We start from the raw sequence: 24,690 nt of genomic DNA on the forward strand, positions 1-24,690 counted from the left end.
TGGGTACTGTTGCATGGCCATGAAGCTGCGTCCGAGCCGTCCCGTCGGCCATCATCTCGTGCCGCTGGCCGCTGCGGTCGGGGCTGTCCCCGCTGCCGGTTCGGCGCTTCCCGACATACTCGTGACCGGGGTGACCCTGCGTGGTCAGGACGCGGTGCGGGGGGATTTGTTCGCCGCGCTGCCGGGTTCGTCGGCGCACGGCGCCCGGTACGCAGCGGATGCCGTCGCGGGCGGTGCCGCGGCCGTGGTGACCGATCCGGACGGGGCCGCGCAGTTGGCGGGCCGACTCGACGTGCCGGTCCTGGTTCATCCGGATCCGCGGTCGGTTCTCGGCGAGTTGGCGGCGCGCGTGTACGGACGGCCCGCGGACCGGCTGCGGGTCATCGGCGTGACGGGTACGTCGGGCAAGACCACGACCACCTACCTCGTGGAGGCCGGGTTGCACGCGGCGGGCCGGGTGGCGGGACTGATCGGCACCGTCGGCGTGCGGATCGACGGGCGGGCGGTTCCGAGCGCGCTGACGACGCCGGAGGCTCCCGATCTGCAGGCGCTGCTGGCGGTGATGGTCGAGGAGGGGGTCGACACCGCGGTGATGGAGGTGTCCAGCCACGCGTTGACGCTCGGCCGTGTCGACGGCATCGGATTCGCCGTCGGCGGGTTCACCAACCTGTCGCGCGACCACCTCGACTTCCATCCCACGATGGACGATTACTTCGAGGCCAAGGCCCGGCTGTTCGATCCGCAGTCGCCGAATCACGCGGCGCTGTCGGTGATCTGCGTCGACGACGAGGCCGGGGCCGCGATGGCCGCCCGTGCCGAAAACCCCGTGACGGTGAGCACGGAAGGTGCGAACGCGGACTGGTGCGTGCAGGAGATCGCCGTCGCGGGCCCGGGTGCGCAGGAGTTCACGGTGGCCGATCCGGCAGGTGTGCATCACCAGGTGGGGATCGGGCTGCCCGGCCGCTACAACGTCGCGAACGCCGCACTGGCGCTCGCACTGCTCGACGCCGTCGGGGTGTCGCCCGAACAGGCCGCGCCCGGTCTGCATTCGGCCACGGTCCCGGGCCGGCTGCAGCCGATCGACCGGGGACAGGACTTTCTGGCGCTTGTCGACTACGCGCACAAGCCGGGCGCGCTGCAGGCAGTGCTGCAAACGTTGCGGACGAGCGCGGCGACCCACCGGATCGCAGTGGTGTTCGGCGCCGGGGGTAACCGCGATGCGGGCAAGCGCGAGCCCATGGGGCGAGTTGCGGCTGAACTGGCCGATCTCGTCGTCGTCACCGACGACAACCCCCGCGACGAGGACCCGGCAGCCATCCGTGCGGCGATCATGGCCGGGGCGGTGGCTGCCGAGGGAAATGCGAAGGTGGTCGAAGTGGGCGACCGCCGGGAAGCCATCGATTACGCCGTGGCGTGGGCCGGGCCCGGGGACATCGTGCTGATTGCGGGTAAAGGTCATGAGTCCGGGCAGACCGCCGGCGGACAGACAAGGCCGTTCGACGACCGCGACGAGTTGGCCGCAGCACTGGAGGCATTGGAGTCACGCGCGTGATCGAGATGACGATCGCCAGAATCGCCGAGATCGTCGGCGGTGAGCTGGCCGACATCACCCCCGAGCAGGCCGCGGCGACGCGAGTCACCGGCACCGTCGAATTCGACTCCCGTGCGGTCGGCTCCGGCGGTCTGTTCCTGGCGTTGCCGGGCGCCCGCTCGGATGGCCACGATTTCGCCGCGTCCGCGGTGGCTGCCGGTGCCGTCGCGGTGCTGGCCGCTCGACCGGTCGGGGTGCCCGCGATCGTGGTCCGGCCCGAGCCCGGCGCCACGGATTCCGGTTCGGGGGCTCTGGAGTACGACACCGACGGTTCGGGTGCGGCGGTACTGGCCGCGCTCGGCCGGCTGGCCGCCGCGGTGGCCGCCGAGTTGGTGGCCGGTGGGTTGACGATCATCGGGGTCACCGGATCGTCGGGCAAGACCTCGACCAAGGACCTGCTGGCGGCCGTGCTGGCCCCGCTGGGTGAGGTGATCGCGCCGCCCGGCTCGTTCAACAACGAACTCGGCCATCCGTGGACAGTGTTGCGCGCGACCACCGACACCGACTTCCTGATCTTGGAGATGTCGGCCCGGCATCGCGGCAACATCGCGGCCTTGGCCGCGATCGCCCCGCCGTCGATCGCGGTCGTGCTCAACGTGGGCACCGCGCATCTCGGCGAGTTCGGATCGCGCGAGGCCATCGCGAAGACGAAAGCCGAACTGCCGCAGGCCGTCGGCCCGTCGGGCGTGGTGGTCCTCAACGCCGACGACACCGCGGTTGCGGCGATGGCCGAGGAGACCACGGCACGCGTGGTCCGGGTGTCGCGGTCACCGGGTGCCGATGTGTGGGCCGGCCCGGTCACGCTCGACGCACTCGCCAGGCCGCGGTTCACGCTGCACACCGCGCACGCGCAGGCCGACATCGAACTCGCGGTGCACGGTGACCATCAGGTGTCGAACGCGCTGTGTGCGGCGGCGGTCGCGCTGGAATGCGGCGCGACGCTGCCGCAGGTGGCCTCGGCACTGTCGGCCGCCGGTCCGGTGTCGCGGCGCCGCATGCAGGTGAGCACGCGCGGCGACGGCGTGACGATCATCAACGACGCATACAACGCCAACCCCGACTCGATGCGGGCCGGGCTCAAGGCACTGGCCTGGATGGCTCGGGAAAGCGCAGGCGAGGGCGGCGGGAAGCGGCGCAGCTGGGCGGTGCTGGGCGAGATGGCCGAACTCGGCGACGACGCGATATCCGAGCACGACGCGATCGGCCGGTTCGCGGTGCGCTTAGATGTCTCTCGATTACTCGTCGTGGGATCCGGGAGGACTATGAACGCCATGCACCACGGCGCGGTGATGGAGGGTTCGTGGGGGTCCGAGTCCACCATGGTCGCCGACGCCGACGCCGCATTGGCTCTGCTGCAGGATGAACTGCAGCCCGGGGACGTGGTGCTGGTGAAGGCATCCAACTCGGTCGGTCTCGGCGCATTGGCCGAGACGCTGGTCGCCGGGCCCGTCGGGGACGCCGCCGTATGAAACTGATCCTCATCGCCGTCGGCATCGCGCTGACGGTGTCGATCCTGCTGACGCCTGCGCTGATCCGGCTGTTCACCAAGCAGGGCCTCGGCCACGAGATCCGCGAGGACGGCCCGCCCAGCCACGCCAAGAAGCGCGGCACGCCCTCGATGGGTGGCGTGGCGATCGTCGCCGGCATCTGGGCCGCCTATCTGGGCACGCATCTCGTGGGTGTGGCACTCGGCGGCGAGGGGCCGTCGGCCTCGGGTCTGCTCGTGCTGGGGCTGGCCACCGCGCTCGGCCTGGTCGGTTTCATCGACGACCTGATCAAACTGCGCCGGTCGCGCAACCTCGGCTTGAACAAGACCGCGAAGACGGTCGGGCAGTTGGTCGCCGCGGTGCTGTTCGGCGTGCTGGCGCTGCAGTTCCGCAACGGCGACGGCCTGACCCCGGGCAGCGCCGAGCTGTCGTACGTGCGCGAGATCGCGACCGTCACGCTGGCGCCCTGGCTCTTCGTGATCTTCTGCGTGGTGATCGTCAGCGCCTGGTCCAATGCCGTGAATTTCACCGATGGGCTCGACGGGCTCGCCGCGGGCGCGATGGCGATGGTGTGTGCGGCCTACGTGCTGATCACGTTCTGGCAGTACCGCAACGCGTGCGCGACGGCGCCTGGCCTCGGCTGTTACAACGTGCGCGATCCGCTGGACCTGGCGCTCGTCGCGGCCGCGACGGCGGGCGCGTGCATCGGGTTCCTGTGGTGGAACGCCGCGCCTGCCAAGATCTTCATGGGCGACACCGGCTCGCTCGCGCTGGGCGGCATCATCGCGGGCCTGTCGGTGACGAGCCGGACCGAGATCCTCGCGGTGGTCCTCGGCGCGCTGTTCGTGGCCGAGGTGACCTCGGTGGTGGTGCAGATCATGGCGTTTCGCACGACGGGCCGCCGGGTGTTCCGGATGGCGCCGTTCCACCATCACTTCGAGTTGGTCGGCTGGGCCGAGACCACCGTCATCATCCGGTTCTGGCTGCTGACAGCGATCGCCTGCGGTCTCGGCGTGGCCCTGTTCTACAGCGAGTGGCTCACCGCCGTCGGGGCCTGACGTGTCCGAATCGGATCTGGCTCCGCTGACGACGGGTGCGCCGGTGCTCGTCACCGGCGCCGGCATCACCGGTCGTGCGGTTCTGGCGGCACTGGCGCCGCTTGGCGTGGCCGCGACACTCACCGACGACAGCCCGACGGCGCTGACGGCGTTGGCGCAGCAAGGCGTGGCGGTGATGGATCCGGCGGCCGCCGTCGAGCGGATCTCCGACTTCGTGCTGGTCGTGACGAGCCCGGGTTTCGCGCCGAGTGCACCGGTGCCGGCCGCCGCCGCAGCGGCCGGGGTGCCGATCTGGGGCGATGTCGAGCTGGCCTGGCGGCTGGACGCGGCGGGCCGGTTCGGTACGCCGCGGCGCTGGCTCGTGGTCACCGGGACCAACGGCAAGACCACGACCACGTCCATGCTGCACGACATGCTGGTGGCCGACGGGCGGCGAAGCTTGTTGTGCGGCAACATCGGTGAGCCGGTGCTCGCGGTGCTCGACCGGCCCGCGGAGTTGCTGGCCGTCGAGCTCTCGAGCTTTCAACTCCATTGGGCGCCGTCGCTGCGCCCCGAGGCGGGCGTGGTGCTCAATGTCGCCGAGGACCACCTGGACTGGCACGGTTCGATGGACGCCTACGCGCGCGACAAGGCCAGGGTGCTCGACGGCCGCGTCGCCGTGGCCGGCCTCGACGACCCGGTCGCGGCCGGTCTTCTTGCCGCGGCCGCGGCCCCGGTGCACGTCGGTTTCCGGCTCGGTGAGCCTGCCGCGGGCGAACTCGGCGTGCGGGCAGGCAAGCTCGTCGACCGGGCCTTCGGCGACGGCGTCGAGTTGGCTGACACCGGTTCGCTCGGTGTGGCCGGCCCGGTCGGTGTGCTCAATGCGCTTGCCGCGGCCGCACTGGCCCGGGCAGTCGGCGTCGCGCCGCAGTCGATCGCGGCCGCACTCACGTCGTTCCAGGTAGGCGCGCATCGCGCCGAGGTCGTCGGGGTGGGCGACGGCGTGCGCTACGTCGACGACTCCAAGGCGACCAACCCGCACGCCGCGCAGGCGTCCATCACCGCCTACGAGCGGGTGGTGTGGATCGCCGGGGGCTTGCTGAAGGGCGCTTCGGTCGATGAGCTGGTACGTCAGGTGGCGAATCGGCTGGCAGGCGCCGTACTGATCGGGCGCGATCGGTATTTGGTTGCCGAGGCGTTATCGCGACACGCCCCGGATGTCCCCGTCGTAGAGCTTGTGACGGGGGAGGATTCTGGGGTGCTTGAGACGAATGAGTCAACTGAGTCGAATGATGTTCATGTGACTCGTGTGATCGAAGTTGGGGACCGGTCGGTCTCCGATGCGGTCATGGCGGCCGCCGTCGGGGCCGCCCGTGAGCTGGCAAGCCCGGGCGATACCGTGTTGCTGGCACCCGCAGGCGCATCCTTCGATCAGTTCAGCGGCTACGGTCAGCGCGGCGACGCCTTCGCCGCAGCCGTCCGCGCCGCGATCGGGTAGTCGTGGGCGGGATCCTCACCCGGTTGCGCCGTCGTGGCGGCGGAACCGAGGGTGACGTGAAAGGCGCTGCGGCCGCCGCGCCGGCGCAGGGGGCCTCGGAGGCCGCCGCTGCGGCGAAACTGCCGCGCACCCGGTTCGGCGCCTGGCTCGGTCGGCCGATGACGTCGTTTCACCTCATCATCGCCGTCACCGCACTGCTCACCACGCTCGGGCTGATCATGGTGCTCTCGGCGTCGGGCGTGTACTCCTACGACGCCGACGGTTCGCCGTGGGCGGTGTTCGGCCGCCAGGTGTTGTGGACGGCGATCGGCCTGGTGGCGTTCTACGTCGCGCTGCGGATGCCGGTCAAGACCTTGCGCCGGCTGGCGTTCCCCGGCTTCGCGCTCACCATCGTGTTGCTCATCCTCGTGCTCATTCCGGGAATCGGCAAGGTGGCCAACGGTTCTCGCGGCTGGTTCGTCGTCGCGGGTTTCTCGATGCAGCCCTCGGAGCTGGCCAAGATCGCCTTCGCGATCTGGGGTGCGCACCTGCTGGCCGCGCGCCGGCTCGAACGCGCGTCGCTGCGCGAGATGCTCATCCCGCTCGTGCCCGCCGCGGTGATCGCGCTCGCGCTCATCGTGGCCCAGCCCGACCTCGGGCAGACGGTGTCGCTGGGCATCATCCTGCTCGGCCTGCTCTGGTATGCCGGTCTGCCGCTGCGGGTGTTCCTGTCCTCGATGCTCGCGGTCATGGTCTCGGCCGCGGTGCTCGCGGTGTCCGAGGGCTACCGGTCCGACCGGGTGCAGTCCTGGCTCAATCCGGGAGCCGACGCGCAGGGCTCGGGCTACCAGGCGCGCCAGGCCCGGTTCGCGCTCGCCAACGGCGGGATCTTCGGCGACGGGCTCGGCCAGGGCACCGCCAAGTGGAACTACCTGCCCAACGCCCACAACGACTTCATCTTCGCGATCATCGGTGAGGAACTCGGTCTCATCGGCGCGCTCGGCCTGCTGGCCCTGTTCGGCCTGTTCGCCTACACGGGTATGCGGATCGCGCGCCGCTCGGCCGATCCGTTCCTGCGGCTGCTCGCCGCGACCACCACGCTGTGGGTGGTGGGCCAGATGTTCATCAACGTCGGCTACGTCGTTGGTCTGCTTCCCGTCACCGGGCTGCAGCTGCCGCTGATCTCGGCCGGCGGATCGTCGCAGGCCACGACGCTGCTGATGATGGGCCTGATCACCAACGCGGCGCGCCACGAACCCGATGCGGTCGCGGCGCTTCGCGCCGGACGCGACGACCGGATGAACCGGCTGCTGCGGCTGCCTCTTCCCGAACCCTATGTGCCCACCCGCCTGGAGGCCGTGCGCGACCGGCTGCGGTCGAAATCGGCCCGCACCCCGGCCAAGCCGCCGCGCAAAGCGGAGCGCAGGCCCGACCGCAAGGCCGCGAAGACCGCCAACCCGGCCAAGTCAACCGCCAGGCGCAAGACGAACCCGGCGCGCCGGGCGCGCACCGGCGGGCAGCCGCCGGTGGCGGCCGGTAGATCGTCGGTCCGATATGGTTCTGGCCAGCGAAACCAGGGCCGTCGGGCCCGCACACTGGAAGGTCAACGTCACGGGTGAGCGAGGGTTCTCGGGGGATATCGGTCGTGCTGGCCGGCGGCGGGACCGCAGGTCACGTCGAGCCGGCGATGGCGGTGGCCGATGCGCTGCGCGCACTCGACCCCGCTGTGCGGATCACCGCCCTCGGTACGCAGCGCGGGCTGGAGACCCGGCTCGTCCCACAGCGCGGTTATGACCTTGAGCTGATCACGCCCGTACCGCTGCCACGCAAGCCGTCCGGAGATCTGGTGCGCCTCCCGCTGCGCGTGCGCACGGCGATCCGCCAGACCCGGTCGGTGTTGTCGAACGTCGAGGCCGACGTGGTGGTGGGGTTCGGCGGCTACGTCGCGTTGCCTGCCTATCTGGCGGCCAGGGGCGGCATCGCGCGGCGGCGACGCGCGGTGCCGGTCGTGATCCACGAGGCCAACGCGAGTGCCGGACTGGCCAACCGGGTCGGCGCGCGGTCGGCCCGCCGGGTGCTCTCCGCGGTGCCCGATCCCGGTCTACGCGACGTCGAGGTGGTCGGGGTGCCGGTGCGGGCCGCGATCACATCGTTGGACCGCAAGGCCCTGCGCGCCGAGGCCCGCGCGTTCTTCGGTTTCGCCGAGGACGCCAAGGTGTTGTTGGTGTTCGGCGGTTCGCAAGGTGCGCAGTCGATCAACCGCGCGGTGTCGGCCGCGGCCGAAAAGCTTGCGGCGGCCGGCATTTCGGTACTGCACGCGCACGGCCCGAAGAACACGCTGCAGCTGCCAACGCCACAGGCCGACGCACCCCCCTACGTCGCGGTGCCATACCTGGACCGCATGGACCTGGCCTATGCCGCAGCCGATCTGGCGATCTGCCGGTCCGGCGCGATGACGGTCGCCGAGGTCACCGCGGTCGGCCTGCCCGCGATCTATGTGCCGCTGCCCATCGGCAACGGTGAGCAGCGCCTCAATGCGGGCCCGGTGGTTTCGGCGGGCGGCGGCATCGTCGTCGACGACGCCGATCTCACCGGAAGCTTCGTCGCCGACACCGTGGTCAGCCTGCTCACCGACGACGCCAAACTCTCGGCGATGACGGCGGCCGCGGCGCTCTCGGGTCATCCCGATGCGGCCCGGCGCGTGGCCGAGGTCGTGCTGGACGTGGCACGGGCCGAACGAAAGAGGGCGCAGTGAACGCCAATTCACTACCGCCCGAGCTCGAGCGCGTGCACATGGTCGGCATCGGCGGTGCCGGGATGTCGGGTGTCGCACGCATCCTGCTCGACCGCGGCGGCCTGGTGTCGGGATCCGACGCCAAAGAGTCACGCAGCGTGGTGGCGCTGCGCGCCAGGGGTGCCGAGATCCGGATCGGCCATGACGCGTCGTCACTCGACCTGTTGCCCGGTGGGCCGACCGCGGTCGTCACGACGCATGCGGCGATACCCAAGACCAATCCCGAACTGGTCGAGGCCCGGCGGCGCGGCATCCCCGTCATCCTGCGGCCGGTGGTGCTGGCCAAGCTGATGGTCGGGTACACGACGCTCATGGTGACCGGGACCCACGGGAAGACGACCACGACGTCGATGCTCATCGTGGCGTTGCAGCACAGCGGTTTCGACCCGTCGTTCGCGGTCGGCGGGGATCTGGGGGAGGCCGGCACCAACGCCCATCACGGCAGCGGCCGGTGTTTCGTGGCCGAGGCCGACGAAAGCGACGGCTCACTGCTCGAGTACACGCCGGATATCGCGGTGGTGACCAACATCGAGGCCGACCATCTGGACTTCTTCGGCAGTGAGGCGGCCTATACCGCGGTCTTCGACTCGTTCGTCGAACGGATCGCACCCGGCGGCGCGCTCGTCGCCTGCACCGATGATCCAGGCGCGGCCGCGCTCGCCGATCGCACCGAAGCGCTCGGGATCCGGGTGCTGCGCTACGGCAGTACCGGCGAGAACTTGGCCGGGACACTGCTGAGTTGGGACCAGCAGGGCACCGGCGCGGTGGCACACATCCAGCTTGCTGGTGAGCCGCATCCACGGGCCATCCGGCTCGCGGTACCCGGCAGGCACATGGCGCTCAATGCCCTCGCGGCGGTGCTCGCCGCGGTCCAGGTCGGCGCGCCTGCCGAGGTCGTGCTCGACGGGTTGGCCGGATTCGAAGGCGTCCGTAGGCGTTTCGAGCTGGTCGGTTCGGTCGGCGGGGTTCGGGTTTTCGACGACTACGCGCACCATCCCACCGAGGTCCGGGCGACGCTGGAGGCGGCCCGCATGGTCGCCGATCAGGCCGGTGGACGGTCGATCGTGGCGTTCCAACCGCATTTGTATTCGCGCACAGCGACATTCGCGCGTGACTTCGGCGCCGCGTTGAGCACGGCCGACGAGGTCTTCGTGCTCGACGTGTACGGCGCGCGGGAACAGCCGATGCCCGGGATCAGCGGCGCCACGGTCGCCGAGCACGTCACCGTCCCGGTGACCTATGTGCCGGATTTCTCGGCGGTCGCCGCGTCGGTGGCGGCGTCGGCCCGGTCGGGTGATGTCGTGCTCACCATGGGGGCGGGCGACGTGACGATGCTGGGAAGCGAGATCTTGACCGAATTGCAGATCAAGGCCAACCGCAGCGCCCCTGGACGGTCGGGGACGGGTTCGTCGTGACCGAGCCGGGTCCCCAGGCCGGCCCCGAAAGCACTGCCGCCGAATCGAATCCGGCAGAGCCCGAGCACGCGCAGGCCGAATCGACGATGCCGCCTGCCGCCTCGGAGGACTATGAGGGGCCGCGACGGCGGGCGCGCCGCGAACGCGCCGAGCGCCGGGCCGCCCGCGATCGCGCCATCGCGATCGAACAGGCGCGCCGCGAAGCCAAGCGCCGCGTCGACGGATCGTCGGCCGAGGCGCCGAAAACCCTTGCCAGAGGTACGATTCGAGGCCTCAAGGTGCTCCTGTGGACGGCTCTGGCCAGCGTGCTGGCGGTGGCGCTGGGCCTGGTCTTGTACTTCACGCCGATCATGTCCGCCCGCAATGTGGTGGTTTCCGGTTTGGCTGCGTTGTCTCAGGAGGAGGTGCTCGCGGCGGCCGCGGTGGTGCCCGGCACACCGCTGTTGCAGATCAACACCGATGCGGTGGCCGAACGGGTGGCGACCATCCGCCGTGTCGCGACCGCCCGCGTGCAGCGGGAGTATCCGTCGACATTGCGGATCACCGTCGTCGAGCGGGTGCCCGTCGTGGTCAAGGACTATCCGGACGGTCCGCACCTGTTCGACCGGGACGGTGTCGACTTCGCGACCGAACCCCCGCCGCCGGCACTGCCGTATCTCGATGCCGACAACCCCGGTCCCAACGATCCCGCGACCCAGGCCGCGCTTGAGGTGATGTTGGCGTTGCCTCCGGAGGTCGTCGGCCAGGTCGGCCGGGTCGCCGCACCGTCGGTCGCGTCGATCACGTTGACGCTCACCGATGGTCGGGTCGTGGTGTGGGGGACGACCGACCGCACCAAGGAGAAGGCGCTGAAGCTCGCGGCGCTGTTGACCCAGCCCGGTCGCACGTACGACGTCTCGAGTCCGGACCTGCCGACCGTCAAGTGATTTCGGGCGCATTCTCCGAAATTGCCGCGTGACGCGTCGGCGCGCCTGCCGCGATAGGCCCCGTTGTCCCCCTACCGTTCTGTTTGCGCAGAACTACTTGACATAACTCTAAGCCTATGGTTGAGGTTGAGAGTTTGCAGGAGAGGGGTTCGGCGCCCAATAACGGCAACCAGGGAGGAAGACGATCCATGACCCCCCCGCATAACTACCTAGCGGTAATCAAGGTGGTTGGTATCGGCGGCGGCGGCGTCAACGCCGTCAACCGGATGATCGAACAGGGCCTGAAGGGCGTCGAGTTCATCGCGATCAATACCGACGCCCAGGCGCTGTTGATGAGCGATGCCGACGTCAAGCTCGATGTCGGCCGCGATTCCACCCGTGGGCTTGGCGCGGGCGCCGATCCCGAGGTCGGTCGCAAGGCGGCCGAGGATGCCAAGGACGACATCGAGGAGCTGCTGCGCGGCGCCGACATGGTGTTCGTCACGGCAGGCGAAGGCGGCGGCACCGGCACCGGCGGTGCACCGGTGGTCGCGACCATCGCGCGCAAGCTCGGTGCGCTGACCGTCGGCGTGGTGACGCGGCCGTTCTCGTTCGAGGGAAAGCGCCGCTCCAACCAGGCCGAAGCCGGTATCACCGCGCTGCGCGAGAGCTGCGACACCCTCATCGTCATCCCCAACGACCGGCTGTTGCAGATGGGCGACGCCGCGGTGTCGCTCATGGACGCATTCCGCAGCGCGGATGAGGTGCTGCTCAACGGCGTTCAGGGCATCACCGACCTGATCACCACGCCCGGCCTGATCAACGTCGACTTCGCCGACGTCAAGGGCGTCATGAGCGGTGCGGGTACGGCGCTCATGGGCATCGGCTCGGCCCGTGGCGACGGGCGTGCGCTCAAGGCCGCCGAGATCGCGATCAATTCACCGCTGCTGGAAGCCTCGATGGAGGGCGCGCAGGGCGTGCTGCTCTCGGTCGCGGGCGGCAGCGACCTCGGCCTGTTCGAGATCAACGAGGCGGCATCGCTCGTGCAGGACGCCGCGCATCCCGAGGCCAACATCATCTTTGGCACCGTGATCGACGACTCACTCGGCGATGAGGTCAGAGTCACCGTCATCGCGGCCGGGTTCGACACCACCGGGCCGAGCCGTAAGCCGGTCGTCGGGCCGAGCCAGGCCCAGACCCAGCCGATCGCGTCGGGCCGGGCGGGCAAGGTCACCACGTCGTTGTTCGAGCCGACGGATGCGGTGAGCGTCCCGGCGCACACCAACGGCGCGACGGTCAGTATCGGCGGCGACGGAAACGACGGAGGCATCGCCGACGACGATGTCGACGTGCCGCCGTTCATGCGGCACTGAGCCGGGCGCCGGCAGCGGGTCCGGATACTGGAATCGTGAGTCTTCGTGTACGGCGCGTGACCACCACCCGCGCCGGCGGCGTGTCAGCGCCGCCCTTCGATTCGTTCAATCTCGGCGACCACGTCGGTGACGATCCGGCCGCGGTGGCCGCCAACCGTAAGCGGTTGGCTTCGGCCATCGGCGCAGACGGCGTCGTGTGGATGAATCAGGTGCACAGCGACCGGGTGGTCACGGTCGACGGTCCGCAGGCCGCCGCGGTCGATAAAACCGACGCATTGGTGACCGCCACTCCCGGTTTGGCTTTGGCGGTGGTAACCGCCGATTGTGTCCCGGTATTAATGGCCGATGCGCGCGCGGGTGTGGTCGCGGCCGCCCACGCCGGCCGGGTCGGCGCACAGAAAGGCATCGTGGCCCGCACCCTCGAGGCGATGCTGGCCGCGGGTGCGCATGTCCAAGACATCTCGGTGCTGCTCGGCCCCGCGGTGAGCGGACGCAATTACGAAGTTCCCGAGGATATGGCCGCCGAGGTCGAGGCCGCGCTTCCCGGCAGCCGCACCACGACATCGCGGGGTACGCCCGGTTTGGACCTGCGGGCTGGAATCGCCCGGCAATTAACGGCTTTGGGTGTCAAGGCGATCGATGTCGATCCGCGGTGCACAGTTGACGACCCCAATCTGTTCAGCCACCGCCGAGACGCTCCGACCGGCCGCCTGGCCTGTCTGGTGTGGCTGGAATCGAGTTCTCGATGAGTACCGCGCAGCGTCAGCGTGATGCCGACCGGACGGCCGAACTGACTGCCGCGCTCGGTGCCGCACGGGCCCGCCTGGCGCGTGCGGCGGAATCGGCGGGTCGGCGCGTCAGTGAAATCGAATTACTTCCGGTGACGAAATTCTTTCCGGCAACCGACATTCTTATTCTCAACCAATTAGGTTGCCTCGCTTTTGGTGAATCCCGCGAACAGGAAGCCGCGAATAAAATAAAGACGGTGCGTGCCGAATTGCCCGAAACGCCAATTCGCTGGCACATGGTGGGCCGCATCCAGCGGAACAAGGCGCGCGCGGTCGCCGCGTGGGCATATGCCGCGCACTCGGTCGACAGCGCGCGCCTCATCACCGCGCTGGACCGGGCCGCGGGGGAGGCGCTTGCCGACGGCGTCCGCACCCAGCCGCTGCGCATCTACCTACAGATCAGCCTCGACGGTGACACCGAACGGGGCGGCGTGGACGTGAACGATCCCGAACTCGTCGACGAACTGTGCGCGGCCGCGCATGCGGCGGACGGATTGCAGTTCGTCGGGTTGATGGGAATCCCGCCGTTGGACGCCGATCCGGAGGAGGCGTTCGCGCGGCTCGCGGCGGAACGGGAGCGGGTTCAGCGCGACTACCGGCAGCGGCTGGAGCTGTCGGCCGGCATGTCCGGCGACCTCGAAGTCGCCGTCAAACACGGATCGACGTGTGTGCGTGTCGGTACCGCGTTAATGGGTCGGCGGCCGCTAACGTCACCCCCAGTAGTCACTCCAGTCACATCTTCATCACAGACATCAGAACTTCCACGGTCAGCAGAAGGGTCGCCGCGATGAGCACACTGCATAAGGTCAAGGCCTACTTCGGTATGGCACCGATGGAGGATTACGACGACGAGTACTACGAGGACGACGATCGCGGCGTCGCCCGCGGCGGCTACCCCCGCCGGCCTCGCGAAGAGCGTTTCGAAGAAGACGCCTACGGCTACGAGGCCCGCGAGTACGACGAGGGGCCGGCCTACCGGGGCGGTTATCCCGACGAGGCCCGGTTCGAGCCCCGGATGCGCGGTCCGCGTGAATTCGACCGCCCCGCGCCGCGACTGGGTGCGATGCGGGGTTCCACCCGCGGCGCGCTCGCGATGGATCCGCGCCGCATGGCCGAGCTGTTCGAGGCCGGTAGCCCGCTTTCGAAGATCACGACGCTGCGTCCCAAGGATTACAGCGAGGCCCGCACCATCGGCGAGCGGTTCCGCGACGGCACCCCGGTGATCATGGATCTGGTGTCGATGGACAACGCCGACGCCAAGCGTCTCGTCGACTTCGCGGCTGGTCTGGCCTTCGCCCTGCGTGGCTCGTTCGACAAGGTCGCCACCAAGGTCTTCCTGCTGTCACCGGCCGATGTCGACGTCAGCGCCGAGGAGCGCCGCCGTATCGCCGAAGCCGGCTTCTACTCCTACCAGTAGTCCGTCGCTGCGCCGACCGGTTGTGGTCACCACGGCCGGGTAGGCTGGCGGCGTCGCATAACCGGTTGGTCGCGTCGCGTCTGCGGCAGTCAACCCACAGCGACCTGTATCCAATGTCACACATCTGTCTGTAGTGAGGTCGGCTCAGTTGTCGCTGTTCTTTCAGATCCTTGGTTTCGCGCTGTTCATCTTCTGGCTGCTGCTCATCGCGCGGGTGGTCGTCGAGTTCATCCGATCGTTCAGCAGGGACTGGCACCCGAAGGGCTTCACGGTCGTGGTGCTCGAGCTCATCATGACCGTCACCGATCCGCCGGTGAAGCTGCTTCGACGGCTCATTCCGCAGCTCACGATAGGCGCGGTCCGGTTCGATCTGTCGATCATGGTGCTGCTTCTGGTGGCGTTCATCGGGATGCAGCTCGCCTTCGGCGCGGCGGTCTGAACCCGGCCGCGCGCCGGCCGGTCGACGGCCTCGTGAGGCGTTTGCCGGACGGTCCAAAAAGGCGTAAGAAGATTGAAATTCACTCTTAAAAATTGACCTCCACTGCAACCGCCGGGTCTGGTGTGACAGGATGGACGCCAGTTGCGTTCAAACAAGGCTCTACACTTTGAGATCGGTTGACGGTCCAAGACTTCAAGGGGGCAGACAATGCCGCTCACACCAGCGGACGTCCACAACGTCGCGTTCAGCAAGCCGCCGATTGGCAAGCGGGGCTACAACGAGGACGAGGTCGACGCCTTTCTCGATCTGGTTGAGAACGAGCTGACCCGGCTGATCGAAGAGAATGCCGATCTCCGGCAGCGCGTCGCTGAGCTCGACTCCGAGCTCTCGTCTGCGCGCGCGGGCGGTGGCGCCCAGGCGACTCAGTCGATCCCGTTGTACGAGCCCGAGCCAGAGCCTGCCCCGGCTCCGCAACCGGTGTACGAGGCCCCGCCGCAGCCGGCCGCCGCGCCGAGCGAGGACACCGCGGTTCGCGCGGCCCGCGTGCTGAGCCTCGCGCAGGACACCGCGGACCGCCTCACGAGCACCGCGAAGGCCGAGTCCGACAAGCTCCTCGCCGATGCACGCGCCCAGGCCGATGCCATGGTCAGCGATGCCCGCAAGACCGCCGAGACCACGGTGTCCGAGGCACGTCAGCGCGCCGATGCGATGCTGGCCGACGCCCAGACCCGGTCGGAGACGCAGCTGCGGCAGGCGCAGGAGAAGGCCGACGCCCTTCAGGCCGACGCCGAGCGCAAGCACTCCGAGATCATGGGAACGATCAATCAGCAGCGCACCGTGCTGGAAGGCCGGTTGGAGCAGCTGCGGACGTTCGAGCGCGAGTACCGCACCCGACTCAAGACCTACCTGGAATCGCAGCTTGAGGAGCTCGGTCAGCGTGGCTCGGCCGCGCCGGTCGATTCGAGCGCCAATAACGACGCGAGCGGGTTCGGTCAGTTCAACCGAGGCAACAACTAACCGCTCTCGTAGGCTGACCTGAACCGGCCCGGCCATCGGGCCACAGACCTAGGGTTGAACAATGCTGATCATTGCGCTCGTGCTTGCCGTCATCGGCTTGGCCGCGCTCGTGACCGCCGTGGTCACCAGTAATGAATTGATCGCCTGGGTCTGCATCGGCGCCAGCGTGCTCGGCGTCGTGCTCCTCATCGTCGACGCGCTGCGGGAGCGCTCGCGGGGCACCAAGGCCGCGGCCGAATCCGACGAGGAAACCGAGGACGCGGTCGCGACGGACACCGACGAGCCGGTGGACTACCCCGACGAACCGACGGAAGCCGAGCCGGAGCCCCGCTCCGACGATGTCGCGGTGGACGAGCCCACCGAGGAGCGCAAGAACTAGCCGGTGGTCGGCGCGGCCAGCAGGCGACGCACTTCGTCGTCGCTGACCTGGTGAAAGTCGGCGAACGCCTGACCTACCGATTCGAAATCCATCGGCGTGCTCGCACACACCACCTCGTCGGCCTCGCTGTTGAGCTGACTGCAGACCGTCGCAGGCCCCACCGGGACCGCAACCACCACGCGCCGGGCGGCGCGCACGGCCCGGACCGCGGCAAGCATGCTCGAACCGGTCGCGATGCCGTCGTCGACGAGAATCACCGTTCGGTCGGTCAGGTCGGGCGCGGGACGATCGCCGCGGTATGCGCGTTCGCGCCGTTCCAATTCGACGGTCTCGCGGCGGATTGCTTCGGTCACCTGGTCGTCGCTGATACCGAGCCGGCGGACCAGACTGTCATTGATCACCACGCCGCCGCCCGATGCCAGCGCGCCCATGGCGAGTTCCTGCCATTGCGGTACGCCGAGCTTGCGGACCAGGAAGACGTCCAGTGGCGCGTCGAGAAACGACGCGACTTCCCACGCGATCGGGACCCCGCCCCGCGCCAGGCCGAGGACCAGTACATCGGGATCACCCCGATAGGACACCAGGCGCTGCGCGAGGACCTGACCGGCCTCGCGGCGGTCCTGGAACGTGCGTGCCACGTCCCGTCGGACACTCCATGCGCTCATAACGGTCTGTGATGCGGTCGGAAACTCCCACCGACCGTTCCAGCCTACGTCGCAGGTTCTGCCCGTACCACCCTGTCGAGGAAGCCACGGACCAGCGCGCGCACCCGGACCGCCGCGTCGTCGGCGAGTTCCTTTGTCCGCAAACGCAATTCGTCATGGCTGCGGCCGGTTCCGACAACCTCGCCGTCACGGTCGTCGCCCAGCCACCCTTCCAGGAGCGCCGAATCGAGTTCGGGATGGAATTGCAGCGCGAGTGACCGGCCCAGCACGAATGCCTGCGAGGCCTGGGCGGTCCTGGCGATCTCGGTGGCTCCCGGCGGCAATGTCCATCGGTCGAAATGCCACTGGAACCACGGACCGCCGGGCACGAGGTCCGCGTCGTCGGTCGCGACGTCATACCAACCGATCTCCGGTGAGTCGGACCGGCTGACCGATCCGCCGAACGCCTGCGCGAGCAGCTGGCCGCCGAAGCAGATACCGAGCACGCCGACTCCGGCATCGGCGGCTCGGCGCACCATTTCCATCTCGGCTCCGACCCACGTTTCGCGTAGCGCGTCGTCGTACACCGGCCAACGTGCCCCGAGTGGCACGATGACGTCGTATCCGGCGGGATCGGGGAACGTCACGTCGCCGGCGGGGGAGTCCACCCGCTCGGCCGGGACCACATCGAATGTGTCGATGTCGAAACCAGATTCGGCGAACGCCTCGCCGAGTAGGGCCTCGGTCGCCATATGTTCGTTGCGGATGAACAGCACTCGCGGGGTCACGTCAGCATTATTCAGGACCGGACGTAGCCGAACGTCAGTTGTCGGTGGGTGTGGGTAGTGTCGTCTATGTGTTCGAAAGTTTGTTCGATATCGATCCGGGGGCGTCGGAGCACGAGCTGCGCGCCCTGGTCGAGAAGTACGAACTGTTGAAACCCGCACTGGCGGCCGCCCAGGCCCGCGCGACGGCGTTGTGGGATGCCAAGCGCCGTGCCCGCGAAGCCGCCGACGGGGTGCCGGCCGCCAAACGCGGACGGGGCCTGGCTGCCGAGGTCGCGTTGGCGCGGCGCGAGGCACCCAAGAAAGGCGACCAGTATCTCGGGCTGGCCAAAGCACTCGTGGGCGAAATGCCCCACACCCTGGCCGCCCTGGAAGCGGGGATGCTCTCGGAATGGCGGGCCACCCTGATCGTGCGGGAATCGGCCTGCCTGGACGTGGAGGACCGGCGCCGGTTGGATGGCGAACTGTGCGCCGACACCGCCCGCCTGCAGGGCTGGGGCAACAATCGAGTCAAGGCCGAGGCCCGCAAGATCGCGGTGCGCCTGGACGCCGCGGCGGTCGTCGAACGGTCGGCCAAGGCCGCCCAAGACCGCGGCGTGTGGATCCGCCCCGCCCCCGACACCATGGCGTATGTGACGGTGTTGTTGCCCGTCGCCCGAGCCGTCGCGGTCTATGCCGCCTGCAAACACGCCGCCGACACCACCTACGACGACCGCAGCCGCGGCCAGATCATGGCCGACACCGTCTATGAACGCGTCACCGGCCGGCCCGCCCCCCAACCGGTACCGGTCGCGCTGAACCTCGTGATGGCCGACACCACGTTGGCCGGCGACGACGACGCAGCCGCCTGGCTGGGTGACTACGGGCCGGTGCCCGCGGGTTTCGCCCGCACCCTGACCGGCGATGCCGTCGCCGACGCCGAGGTGAAAGCGACACTGCGGCGCCTGTACCGCCACCCCGCCCGCGGGCAGCTGCTCGCCATGGAGTCGCGGGCCCGGATCTTCCCCAAAGGCCTGGCCAGGCTGCTCGAACTGCGCGACCAGACCTGTCGCACCCCGTACTGCGACGCGCCGATCCGCCACCACGACCACGCCGTCCCCACCCATCACGACGGCCCCACAAGCGCACTCAACGGCCTCGGCCTGTGCGAAGCCTGCAACTACGCCAAAGAAGCACCCGGCTGGTCGGTCACCACCACCGACACCCACGGCACCCACACCGCCCAATACCGCACACCCACCGGCGCGGTCTACCACTCCACCGCCCCACCACTACCCGGACCGCCCATCAGAACGACGGTAAGCATCATCGAAGACCAGATCACCATCGACCTGGTCACCTTCGACGCCGCCTAAGTCACCCGGTAACGTCGCTCGGGCCGGCCGGTGCCGTACTGCAGGCGCAGTTCCAGCGCCCCGGTGCTCAGGTAGTGCTCGAGATAGCGGCGTGCGCTCACCCGCGAAATCCCGACGAGCTCGGCGCACTCGGCCGCAGAGACCTCGCCCGCGGCGCGCACCGCATCCATGACGAGCCGGCCGGTCTCTGCGCCGAGTCCTTTCGGCAAAGGCGCTGTCGCGCTTGAGCTTCCGCCGAACAGTGCGTCGATCATCGATTGGCTCGCACCACCTTCGGCGGCCAGCGCGTCAGCGCGGGCCGCGAATGCGGCAAGTTTGGCGCGCAGCTGGTCGAACTCGAACGGCTTGATCAGATAGTCGGCGGCTCCACCGTCGAGTGCGCCTCGTACGGTGTCGAGTTCACGCGCGGCGGTGATCATGATGACGCCGACGAGGTTGCCTTCGGCGCGCAGTCGCTGCAAGACCTCCAGCCCGGTCATGTCGGGTAGATACACGTCGAGCAGGATCAGATCGGGTCGCAGTTCGGTGGCGGCGGTCAACGCCTCACCGCCGTTGCGTGCCACGCCGACGGCACGGAAACCGTCGACGCGTTCGACGAATCGGCGATGAATCTCGGCGACCATGAAGTCGTCGTCGACGACGAGTACGTCACGCATGCACGGCCCGCTTGGTGTCCTCGGGCAACCGGACGACGAACGACGCCCCGCCGTCGGGTCCGTCGGTGACCTCCACCGTGCCGCCGTGCTGCGCGGTGACGAGGCGCACCAGGGCCAGCCCGATGCCACGCCCACCGGGCACGTCGGGCTTGGAGGTCACGCCCCGGGCGAAGATCATCTCCCGAAGATGTTCTGGCACACCGGGTCCGGAATCCGATACGGCGAGCAGCAAGCCTGCCGCGTCGTCGATTCGTACGCACACCTGCGCGGGTGTCGAGCCCACCGACACATCGACGGCATTGTCGATCAGATTGCCGAGCAACGTGATCACGTCGGTGGCGAGCGCGGGATCGAGCGCGCCGAGGTGGCTGTCGTCGGCCAGGCTCAGCGCCACGCCGCTCTCGGCGGCCAGTGACGTTTTCGCGATCAGCAAGGCGGCCACCGCCGGGTCCGAAATATGTTGGGTGACAGCTTCGTTGATTTCGGCGCGGCGACGCGTGAGCGTGCCGACCAGATCCCGCACCGCGTCGTACTCCTCGAGTTGGACCAATCCTGAGATGGTGTGGAGCTGATTGGCGAACTCGTGGGTCTGCGCCCGCAACGTGTCCGTGACGCTGCGGTGGGAAGACAATTGGGCCTGCAGGGCAGCGAGTTCGGTGCTGTCGCGCATGGTGGTCACCGTACCGATGCGTTGCCCCTGGCTGCTGGCCGCGCGCCGGTTGAGCGCCAACACGCGGGTCCGCGTTGCGATGATGACGTCGTGTTCGTCGGCGCGGTCGTCGTCGGCGGCAAGCAGGAAATCGACAACCGCGGGTTCGAGGCCCACTTCGTCGACGCGGCGCCCCACCGTGTCGGCGCTGATCCCCAGCAGATCGGATGCACTGTCGTTGAGCACCGTGATGACGCCGTCGGTGTTGACCGCCACCACACCCTCACGAATGCTGTGCAACAACGCTTCCCGGTGATCGGCGAGGCTCGCGATCTCGGCGATGTCCAGTCCACGCGTGTGACGCTTGATCCGCCGGGACAACAGCCATGATGTCAGCAGGCCGAGCGCGGCGCCGATTCCCAGATAGATCAGCAGCCGCTCGCCGGCGCCGCTGATCAACTCCCACACCGACGGATAACGTTCGCTCACCGAGACGATCGCCATAAGCTGCCCGGTGGCCGACAGAATCGGCACCTGGCCGACCAGACTGTGCACGCCTTCGATATCGGTGTCGCCGAACCATGCCCGCCCCTCGTCGGCCCGGCTCTGACCCAGATCGACGCGCTGCCCGACCCGGCTGGGATCAGAAGACGTCCGTACGGTGCCCTGTGGATCGGTGATCTCGGCGAGATCGGCCCCGGACAGCGCGACCGCCCGGTCCACCTCGGGCGCCAGAATCTGGGCGGCGAACGGATCGCCGTAGCGATCGCGCACGATCGGGGTCGACGCGACGTTCTCGGCGACGGCGATCATGCGCTGTCCGCGGACATCGCGGAACTCGCGGGTGGATTGGGTCACCGAGACCGCGGCCACCGCGACGAGCACGACCGCGACCACGAGAAGCTGGAACACCAGGAATCTGCCCGCCAAGGTCCGGTCTCTCGGCAGGCCCCACAGTCTCGGCTGCGGTGAACTCAATGACCAATACTTCCTTTGCGTTCGAATCGGTGACCTGAGTCACTCTTTGGGTTCAGTATTGCTGAGCATCACATATGAGTGATTGGGGACTGCTGTGACGTTTCGACGATTGTGCGCCGCGCTGATGGTCGCGTTGGTCGCGACCATGTTGGCGACGGCTTGCGGGGTCACTCGCGGCGATGAGTCCCGCGGTTTGCACCGGCTGCGCATGATGGTGCCGAACAGTCCGGGCGGCGGCTACGACCTCACCGCCCGCACCGCGGTCAAGATCATGGAAGACACCGACATCACCGGGCGCATCGAGGTCTTCAACGTCATCGGCGCCGGCGGGACGGTCGCGATGGCGCGGCTCATGAACGAAAAGGGCAACGACGACCTCATGATGATGATGGGGCTCGGCGTGGTGGGCGCGGTGTACACGAACGGATCGTCGGCGCGGGCCTCCGACGCGACCGCGCTGGCCAAGATGGTCGAGGAGCAGGAAGGCATCCTCGTACCGGGTGACTCACCGTTCCGCACGATCGGCGATCTGGTGGAGGCGTGGAAGGCCGATCCGGCCAAGGTCACCATCGGCGGTGGGTCCTCACCGGGCGGGCCCGATCACCTGTTCCCGATGGAAACCGCACGCGCGGTCGGAATCGACCCGCGCACCGTCAACTACATCACCTATGACGGCGGCGGCGATCTCCTGACCGCGCTGCTGGGCAAGAAGATCGCGGCAGGTACGACGGGACTCGGTGAGTTCGTCGACCAGATCGAGGCCGGCCAGGTGCGGGTGCTCGCGGTCTCCGGCAAGGAGCGGGTGGAAGGCGTCGACGCGCCGACGCTCACGGAGGCCGGCATCGACCTCACCTTCACCAACTGGCGCGGGATCCTGGCTCCGCCAGGCATATCCGGTGATGCCAAACAGGCCATGGTGCAGGCACTGACCGATCTGCACGGCACCCAGGAGTGGAAGGACGCGCTGGTCAAGAACGGCTGGAGCGACGCGTTCACGACCGGGCCGGAATTCGAGCAGTTCCTGCGGGATCAGGACAACCGCGTCTCGACGACGCTGACGGAATTGGGGTTGCTGTGAAAGTCGACAAGGCGCAGTATCTCGTCTGTCTCGTCCTCGTCGTGGTCGGCGGGTTCCTGATCTTCGACGCGCTGACGCTCGCGGAGGGGTTCGCGAAGGTCGATCCGGTCGGCCCGAAACTGTTCCCACTCGTCATCGGGATCGTGCTCATCGCCCTTGCGGTGGTTTTGGCGGTCGCGATTCCCCGCGGCTCGGTCGGTGAGGCCGACGCCGGCGAGGACGTCGATCCCAATTCGCCGGGGGATTGGCGCACGGTCGGGTTGCTCGTCGGCCTGTTCGTGTTGGTGATCGTGCTCGTCGAGCCGCTCGGCTGGGCGATCACCGGCACGCTGCTGTTCGCCGGGGCCGCAACGATTCTCGGCAACCGTCACTACGTCCGCAACATCGCGATCGGCGCGGTGCTGTCGGTCGCGAGTTTCTACGCGTTCTACTCCGGGCTCGGGATCCCGCTGCCCGCAGGCATTCTGGACGGGATTCTGTAAATGGAAAACTTCGACTGGCTTCTGCAGGGGTTCGCCGAGGCGGCGACTCCGATGAACCTGCTGTACGCGGTCATCGGCGTGCTGCTGGGCACCGCGGTGGGTGTGCTGCCGGGCATCGGCCCGGCGATGACGGTGGCGCTGCTGCTGCCCGTAACCTACAACGTCAGCCCCAGCGCGGCGTTCATCATGTTCGCCGGCATCTTCTACGGCGGCATGTACGGCGGGTCGACGACCTCGATCCTGCTGAACACCCCGGGCGAATCGTCGTCGGTGATCACGGCTATCGAGGGCAACAAGATGGCCAAGGCCGGGCGGGCCGCGCAGGCTCTGGCGACCGCCGCCATCGGATCGTTCGTGGCAGGCGCGATCGGCACGGCCCTGCTGGCCGCGTTCGCACCGCCGATCTCGCGCTTCGCGGTGACGCTCGGCGCCCCGTCGTACCTGGCGATCATGCTGTTCGCGCTCGTGGCGGTGACCGCGGTGCTCGGTGCTTCGAAGCTGCGCGGCGCGATCTCGCTGTTCCTCGGTCTGGCGATCGGTGTGGTCGGCATCGACTTCCTGACCGGCCAGCCGCGCGCGACGTTCGGCCTGCCCCAGTTGTCGGACGGCATCGACATCGTGGTGATCGCGGTCGCGATCTTCGCGCTCGGCGAAGCCCTGTGGGTGGCTGCCCATCTGCGGCGCCGTCCCGCCGACGTCATTCCGGTGGGCCGGCCGTGGATGAGCCGCCAGGATTTCGCGCGGTCCTGGAAGCCGTGGTTGCGGGGCACCGCATACGGCTTCCCGTTCGGTGCACTGCCGGCCGGCGGCGCCGAGCTGCCGACGTTCCTGTCCTACATCACCGAAAAGCGGCTGTCGAAGCACAAAGAGGAGTTCGGCAAGGGCGCGATCGAGGGCGTGGCCGGGCCGGAGGCGGCCAACAACGCTTCGGCCGCAGGCACCCTCGTGCCGATGCTGTCGCTGGGCCTGCCCACCAACGCGACCGCGGCGGTGATGCTGACCGCGTTCGTATCGTACGGAATCCAGCCGGGCCCAACTCTTTTCGAGAAAGAGCCGCTGCTCATCTGGACCCTGATCGCGAGCCTGTTCATCGGCAACTTCCTGTTGTTGGTGCTCAACCTGCCCCTGGCGCCGCTGTGGGCCAAGCTGCTTCGCACCCCACGGCCGTACCTGTATGCCGGCATCCTGTTCTTCGCGACGCTCGGCGCGCTCGCCGTCAACGTGCAAGCGCTGGACCTGGCGCTGCTGCTGGTCTTCGGGCTGCTGGGATTGATGATGCGCCGCTTCGGATTGCCGGTGCTGCCGCTCATCATCGGTGTCATCCTCGGTCCACGCATCGAACGACAACTGCGCCAGAGCCTGCAACTCGGCGGTGGTGACTGGACGAGTCTGTTCACCGAACCCGTGGCGATCGTGACCTACGTGCTCATGGCGATCCTGCTGCTGATGCCGTTGGTGCTCAAGTTGATGCACCGCAGCGAGGAGACCCTGCTGATCGTCGAGGACGACGCGGATCAACAGCAGAAAGCGCAGGCCCAGCAATGATTGTCGTCGGTTACAGCGCAGACCCGTTCGGCCGCGCCGCCATCGAGCACGGCATCGAGGAAGCCAAGCTACGCAACACCGGTCTGCTGGTGATCAACGCGACCTCGGGAGACGCCTACGTCGACGCCCGGTTCGCGCGGTCCGGTGAGATCCACGACGTCGAGGAGCAGCTGCGGGAGAGCGGCGTAAGCTTCGAACTCCGCCAGCCCGTCGGTGTCGACGCGGCCGAGGAGCTACTGAACGCGATGGACAGTCCCGACGCCGATCTGCTGGTGATCGGCATCAGGCATCGCAGCCCGGTGGGCAAGCTGCTGCTCGGCAGTGTGTCGCAGCGGCTGCTGCTGGAGTGCCTCAAACCCGTGCTGGCCGTCAAGCCGAAGGGATACTGAGCCGGCCACC

General features: G+C 68.5%; 24 protein-coding genes. 20 read left to right on the top strand and 4 right to left on the bottom strand.

What is annotated here, in order from left to right; translation table 11 throughout:
- The first annotated feature begins 13 nt into the window (after window positions 1–13).
- The 15 genes from AWC31_RS32470 to AWC31_RS32540 all read left to right on the top strand — a co-directional run bounded on the left by AWC31_RS32470 (window position 14) and on the right by AWC31_RS32540 (window position 16,119).
- The gene (locus AWC31_RS32470) at window positions 14–1,552 is read left to right on the top strand and encodes a UDP-N-acetylmuramoyl-L-alanyl-D-glutamate--2,6-diaminopimelate ligase (RefSeq protein WP_085149278.1); all 1,539 of its coding nucleotides are present in this window, start codon (window positions 14–16) and stop codon (window positions 1,550–1,552) included.
- Entirely contained in the window at window positions 1,549–3,060 is a 1,512-nt protein-coding gene (locus AWC31_RS32475) for a UDP-N-acetylmuramoyl-tripeptide--D-alanyl-D-alanine ligase (protein ID WP_085149281.1), read from the top strand. The genes AWC31_RS32470 and AWC31_RS32475 overlap by 4 nt, the downstream gene beginning before the upstream one ends.
- Window positions 3,057–4,136 (top strand): phospho-N-acetylmuramoyl-pentapeptide-transferase, encoded by a 1,080-nt coding sequence (gene mraY / locus AWC31_RS32480; protein WP_067855488.1) that lies wholly within the window; start codon window positions 3,057–3,059, stop codon window positions 4,134–4,136. Before AWC31_RS32475 ends, mraY begins: the two co-directional genes overlap by 4 nt.
- Before the next feature lies 1 nt (window position 4,137).
- Window positions 4,138–5,613 carry a UDP-N-acetylmuramoyl-L-alanine--D-glutamate ligase gene (gene murD, locus AWC31_RS32485; protein ID WP_110775357.1) on the top strand — a complete coding sequence of 492 codons (1,476 nt, stop codon included), beginning with the start codon at window positions 4,138–4,140 and terminating at the stop codon, window positions 5,611–5,613.
- Window positions 5,614–5,615: 2 nt separating this feature from the next.
- On the top strand, window positions 5,616–7,211 hold the full coding sequence (ftsW, locus tag AWC31_RS32490) for a putative lipid II flippase FtsW (protein ID WP_085149284.1): 1,596 nt from the start codon (window positions 5,616–5,618) through the stop codon (window positions 7,209–7,211).
- A complete protein-coding gene (gene murG, locus AWC31_RS32495) occupies window positions 7,133–8,347 on the top strand; it encodes an undecaprenyldiphospho-muramoylpentapeptide beta-N-acetylglucosaminyltransferase (RefSeq protein ID WP_165766101.1) in 1,215 nt (404 codons plus the stop codon). Before ftsW ends, murG begins: the two co-directional genes overlap by 79 nt.
- Window positions 8,344–9,801, top strand: coding sequence for a UDP-N-acetylmuramate--L-alanine ligase (gene murC, locus AWC31_RS32500; RefSeq protein ID WP_067855501.1), 1,458 nt, complete (start codon window positions 8,344–8,346; stop codon window positions 9,799–9,801). The genes murG and murC overlap by 4 nt, the downstream gene beginning before the upstream one ends.
- Window positions 9,798–10,727: a cell division protein FtsQ/DivIB gene (locus AWC31_RS32505; RefSeq protein WP_110775358.1), complete on the top strand. Its 930-nt coding sequence runs from the start codon at window positions 9,798–9,800 to the stop codon at window positions 10,725–10,727. Before murC ends, AWC31_RS32505 begins: the two co-directional genes overlap by 4 nt.
- Before the next feature lie 188 nt (window positions 10,728–10,915).
- A complete protein-coding gene (gene ftsZ / locus AWC31_RS32510; RefSeq protein WP_067855507.1) occupies window positions 10,916–12,079 on the top strand; it encodes a cell division protein FtsZ in 1,164 nt (387 codons plus the stop codon).
- Window positions 12,080–12,114: 35 nt separating this feature from the next.
- A complete protein-coding gene (gene pgeF, locus AWC31_RS32515) occupies window positions 12,115–12,828 on the top strand; it encodes a peptidoglycan editing factor PgeF (protein ID WP_110775360.1) in 714 nt (237 codons plus the stop codon).
- Window positions 12,825–13,658: a YggS family pyridoxal phosphate-dependent enzyme gene (locus tag AWC31_RS32520; protein ID WP_085149292.1), complete on the top strand. Its 834-nt coding sequence runs from the start codon at window positions 12,825–12,827 to the stop codon at window positions 13,656–13,658. Before pgeF ends, AWC31_RS32520 begins: the two co-directional genes overlap by 4 nt.
- On the top strand, window positions 13,655–14,284 hold the full coding sequence (locus AWC31_RS32525) for a cell division protein SepF (RefSeq protein WP_085149295.1): 630 nt from the start codon (window positions 13,655–13,657) through the stop codon (window positions 14,282–14,284). The genes AWC31_RS32520 and AWC31_RS32525 overlap by 4 nt, the downstream gene beginning before the upstream one ends.
- Window positions 14,285–14,432: 148 nt before the next feature.
- Window positions 14,433–14,723, top strand: a complete 291-nt coding sequence (locus tag AWC31_RS32530) for a YggT family protein (RefSeq protein ID WP_067855595.1) — start codon at window positions 14,433–14,435, stop codon at window positions 14,721–14,723.
- Between the two features lie 207 nt (window positions 14,724–14,930).
- Window positions 14,931–15,740, top strand: a complete 810-nt coding sequence (gene wag31, locus AWC31_RS32535) for a DivIVA-like cell division protein Wag31 (RefSeq protein WP_067855520.1) — start codon at window positions 14,931–14,933, stop codon at window positions 15,738–15,740.
- Window positions 15,741–15,801: 61 nt separating this feature from the next.
- Complete coding sequence (locus AWC31_RS32540) at window positions 15,802–16,119, top strand: tumor necrosis factor receptor family protein (protein WP_085149299.1); 318 nt, start codon at window positions 15,802–15,804, stop codon at window positions 16,117–16,119.
- Here the strand turns inward: AWC31_RS32540 and AWC31_RS32545 are convergent.
- A complete protein-coding gene (locus AWC31_RS32545) occupies window positions 16,116–16,784 on the bottom strand; it encodes a phosphoribosyltransferase (RefSeq protein ID WP_085149302.1) in 669 nt (222 codons plus the stop codon). The genes AWC31_RS32540 and AWC31_RS32545 overlap by 4 nt on opposite strands.
- Before the next feature lie 44 nt (window positions 16,785–16,828).
- The gene (locus AWC31_RS32550) at window positions 16,829–17,551 is read right to left on the bottom strand and encodes a type 1 glutamine amidotransferase (protein WP_085149305.1); all 723 of its coding nucleotides are present in this window, start codon (window positions 17,549–17,551) and stop codon (window positions 16,829–16,831) included.
- Between the two features lie 68 nt (window positions 17,552–17,619).
- Between AWC31_RS32550 and AWC31_RS32555 the strand changes: the two genes are divergently transcribed.
- Window positions 17,620–18,903 (top strand): HNH endonuclease, encoded by a 1,284-nt coding sequence (locus AWC31_RS32555; RefSeq protein WP_085149930.1) that lies wholly within the window; start codon window positions 17,620–17,622, stop codon window positions 18,901–18,903.
- On the opposite strand, the gene AWC31_RS32560 is transcribed toward AWC31_RS32555, so the two are convergent.
- Entirely contained in the window at window positions 18,900–19,559 is a 660-nt protein-coding gene (locus tag AWC31_RS32560) for a response regulator (protein WP_085149307.1), read from the bottom strand. The two genes, AWC31_RS32555 and AWC31_RS32560, sit on opposite strands and share 4 nt — an antisense overlap.
- Entirely contained in the window at window positions 19,552–21,186 is a 1,635-nt protein-coding gene (locus AWC31_RS32565) for a sensor histidine kinase (protein ID WP_085149310.1), read from the bottom strand. The genes AWC31_RS32560 and AWC31_RS32565 overlap by 8 nt, the downstream gene beginning before the upstream one ends.
- 124 nt (window positions 21,187–21,310) lie before the next feature.
- On the opposite strand from AWC31_RS32565, the gene AWC31_RS32570 reads away from it, so the two are divergent.
- Genes AWC31_RS32570 through AWC31_RS32585 form a run of 4 tightly spaced genes read left to right on the top strand, consistent with a single transcriptional unit; the run spans window position 21,311 to window position 24,680 of the window.
- Entirely contained in the window at window positions 21,311–22,264 is a 954-nt protein-coding gene (locus AWC31_RS32570) for a Bug family tripartite tricarboxylate transporter substrate binding protein (protein WP_085149313.1), read from the top strand.
- A complete protein-coding gene (locus AWC31_RS32575; RefSeq protein WP_207626464.1) occupies window positions 22,261–22,746 on the top strand; it encodes a tripartite tricarboxylate transporter TctB family protein in 486 nt (161 codons plus the stop codon). The genes AWC31_RS32570 and AWC31_RS32575 overlap by 4 nt, the downstream gene beginning before the upstream one ends.
- Complete coding sequence (locus AWC31_RS32580; protein WP_067858921.1) at window positions 22,747–24,291, top strand: tripartite tricarboxylate transporter permease; 1,545 nt, start codon at window positions 22,747–22,749, stop codon at window positions 24,289–24,291. It begins immediately after the preceding gene.
- Window positions 24,288–24,680: a universal stress protein gene (locus AWC31_RS32585; protein ID WP_085149316.1), complete on the top strand. Its 393-nt coding sequence runs from the start codon at window positions 24,288–24,290 to the stop codon at window positions 24,678–24,680. Before AWC31_RS32580 ends, AWC31_RS32585 begins: the two co-directional genes overlap by 4 nt.
- Window positions 24,681–24,690: the final 10 nt, after the last annotated feature.

This window comes from Mycolicibacterium wolinskyi (genome assembly GCF_002101965.1).
Classification (GTDB): domain Bacteria; phylum Actinomycetota; class Actinomycetes; order Mycobacteriales; family Mycobacteriaceae; genus Mycobacterium; species Mycobacterium wolinskyi.